This window comes from Pseudomonas sp. GM60, from assembly GCF_000282415.1.
Taxonomy (GTDB): domain Bacteria; phylum Pseudomonadota; class Gammaproteobacteria; order Pseudomonadales; family Pseudomonadaceae; genus Aquipseudomonas; species Aquipseudomonas migulae.
On the sequence record NZ_AKJI01000153.1, the window covers coordinates 1 to 2,780 of the forward strand.

3 protein-coding genes are annotated in these 2,780 nt (G+C 59.8%); 2 read left to right on the forward strand and 1 reads right to left on the reverse strand.

Annotated elements, in window-relative coordinates:
* Nucleotides 1-32: 32 nt before the first annotated feature.
* Nucleotides 33-515: a GNAT family N-acetyltransferase gene (locus PMI32_RS02365; RefSeq protein WP_008034765.1), complete on the reverse strand. Its 483-nt coding sequence runs from the start codon at nt 513-515 to the stop codon at nt 33-35.
* Between the two features lie 133 nt (nt 516-648).
* Between PMI32_RS02365 and PMI32_RS02360 the strand changes: the two genes are divergently transcribed.
* On the forward strand, nt 649-1,302 hold the full coding sequence (locus PMI32_RS02360; RefSeq protein WP_008034772.1) for an HD domain-containing protein: 654 nt from the start codon (nt 649-651) through the stop codon (nt 1,300-1,302).
* Between the two features lie 112 nt (nt 1,303-1,414).
* Nucleotides 1,415-2,617 carry an MFS transporter gene (locus tag PMI32_RS02355; protein ID WP_008034773.1) on the forward strand — a complete coding sequence of 401 codons (1,203 nt, stop codon included), beginning with the start codon at nt 1,415-1,417 and terminating at the stop codon, nt 2,615-2,617.
* The last annotated feature ends 163 nt before the right edge of the window (nt 2,618-2,780 follow it).

Here is a 2,780-nt window from a genome sequence, read left to right on the forward strand (position 1 = left end):
GGAGCCAGCGAAGCTGCGATCTTTTAAGGGGGTCAATTGCCCGCGGCAAAATCCCTTAGCACTGCGCCATCCATCCGATACCGCACCCACTCCTCCTGCGGCTGCGCACCCAAGGATTTATAGAACTCGATAGCCGGCTTGTTCCAGTCCAGCACGCTCCACTCAAAACGCCCGCAATCATTGGCACAGGCGATTTTCGCCAAGTGGCGCAGCAGGGTTTTACCGGCCCCGCCACCGCGCTGCTCGGGAGTGATGTAGAGGTCTTCGAGGTACAGGCAGTTGCTGCCCAGCCAAGTGGAATAGCTGAAGAAGAACACCGCAAAGCCGATCGGCAAACCGTCGCGCAGGCAGATCAGGCCGTGGGCGGTGGCGCCTTCGCTGAACAGGCTGCGCTCGATGTCGGCGACGCTGGCGATGACTTCGTGGCGGGCACGTTCGTAATCGGCCAGTTCAGTGATGAACGCGAGGATTTGCGGTGCATCGCTGGGGGTCGCCGGGCGGATTTCGATCGTCATGGACGTGCCTTCGTCAAAAGTGGAAAACGCCATACTAAGTCGGCGCGCAACGCTCGTCACACTGGAAATTCAAAGCTGATCTATGGAGGATGTGGAGCCGCTGCCCCAACCGTTTTCACTTAACAGGACGTTTATGACGACTGATGCTTTCGCGCCGCTGCCAATCCTCGCCGCCAGGTTGCTGCCCCACGCACTGGAACCCTCGGAAGACGGCGCCCACGATCTGTCGCACTTGCAGCGGGTCTGGCACAACGTGCGCACTCTTCATGCTGAGGAAGGTGGCGATATTGAAGTGCTGCTGGCAGCGGTGCTTTTGCATGATTGCGTGTCGGTGGAGAAGAACTCGCCGTTGCGTTCGCAAGCATCGCGGCTGGCAGCCGAGAAGGCCTCTGCAGTGTTGACCGACATGCACTGGCCCAGCGCAAAAATCAGCGCCGTTGTACACGCCATCGAGGCCCACAGCTTTTTTGCCAACATCACCCCGAGTTCCCTCGAAGCGAAAATCATGCAGGACGCCGACCGTCTCGATTCCCTCGGTATGCTCGGCGTTGCGCGCACCTTTTACATCGCCGGTCGCATGGGCAGCGCGCTGTATGACCCACAAGACCCGGAAGCGAATGCGCGGGAATACGATGACAAGCGCTTTTGCCTCGATCATTTCCAGACCAAGCTGCTGCACTTGGCAGACGGCTTCCAGACCCTCACCGGTCAACGCCTGGCCCGCATCCGGCATGAACGTTTGAAAAATTTCATGGAGCTGTTCAAAGAAGAAATCGGCATCGGCTGAGTGCATTACTCCGCCCACCACTAACCCTGGAATCGATAACCTCAGACCTAACATCGGCGCCTTGCATGATAGATAGATGACACTCTCCGTTATCGGGTCAAGGAAGCGCGTCATGTCCACTGCTCCACCTCAGGTCTCCAGCAAACTGTTCGGCCTGTTTTGCCTCGCCAGTTATTTGCTGTCGCTGTCCTACGGCTCGACGTTTTTGCTGTCGCTGTTGATCGGCTCGCGCGGCGGCAATGAACACGATGCCGGGAGCGTGATTTCGGCGGCGATGCTCAGCACGTTTGCGGCGGTGATCGTTTCCGGGCACTTGTCCGACTGGCTTGGCGCGGCGCGTTCGATTGCGCTGTTCGGCGTGCTGCTGGTGGCGGCCAGCCTGGGTTTTGCACTGACGCCGGGCTTCGGCCACCTGCTGCTGTTTTTCGGTTTGCTGTTGGGTTTGGGCTGGGGCGTTTTCTATACGCTCGGGCCGATCATCGTCGCGAGCCTTGTGACGCCTGCCCAACGGGCCAAATATTTTGCGCTGCTGTCGGGCAGCATGATGACCGGGATCGGCAGCGGCCCATTGCTGGGCCGCGCGGCCAGTGCGCTGGGCTATCCCGTAACGGCGGCGTTTTACCTCGCGGCGCTGGCCAGCCTGATCGGCGTTTTACTGTTCTGGCGCCTGGATGCGCAGCTGAAAAAAGCGCCCTCGCCGACCGCTGCGGTCGCACGCATTTCCTGGCGTGCAACCCGGCAGATTTTATCGTCCCGCGCAGTGTTCCCGATCCTCATGGTCGGCCTCGGCGGCTGCGTGTTTGGTGGTCTGTCGAGTTTCCAGACCAGCTACGCGGCGTCTCGTTCGCTGGATTACTCGCTGTTCTTTTTCGGCTTCATGGGCGCGGCAATCAGCAGCCGGATGGTGATTGCCGGATTCGTGGTCAAGCGCGATCCGTTCCGCGCATCCTGCCTGTTGTCGGGGCTGATGATGGTTTCGATTGTGATGTTCGGTTTTGTGGTCGACAGCGGCTTGAGCTACGTGCTCGCGGCGATGATGCTCGGGGTCGGTTACGGGCTGACGTATTCGGTGATCAATGGCCTGGCGGCGAATGAAGCGCCGCACGGCACCACCGCGCAAGCGTTGCTGCTGTTCAGCCTGTCGTACTTCATTGGTGTGTTCGGCTTTCCGTTGCTGGCCGGGAAGATCATCGTCGAACACGGGATGGCGACACTGTTGCTCACCGTTCTCGCCGTGGCGCTGTTGAACTGGCTGATCACCGTGGGCCGCCTGATCTGGCGCCGCTACACGGTCAAAACGTTGCAAGAGGCCTGAACCGTTCGTCGTTCATCAGTCTCCATGAACGTCGATGGAAACCGATCAAGCTTGGTGCGGCTGGGGTTGAGGTGGCGCGCAAGCTGGACGTGTAAACGTTTGAGGGCCTATCGCCGGCAAGCCAGCTCCTACAGGAACTACGCGATCCCTTGTAGGAGCTGGC

Bases quoted from the DNA above. Each gene is read 5' to 3' on its own strand.
- PMI32_RS02365 (WP_008034765.1), bottom strand. From the start codon at position 515: ATGACGATCGAAATCCGCCCGGCGACCCCCAGCGATGCACCGCAAATC.
- PMI32_RS02355 (WP_008034773.1), top strand. From the start codon at position 1,415: ATGTCCACTGCTCCACCTCAGGTCTCCAGCAAACTGTTCGGCCTGTTT.
- PMI32_RS02360 (WP_008034772.1), top strand. From the start codon at position 649: ATGACGACTGATGCTTTCGCGCCGCTGCCAATCCTCGCCGCCAGGTTG.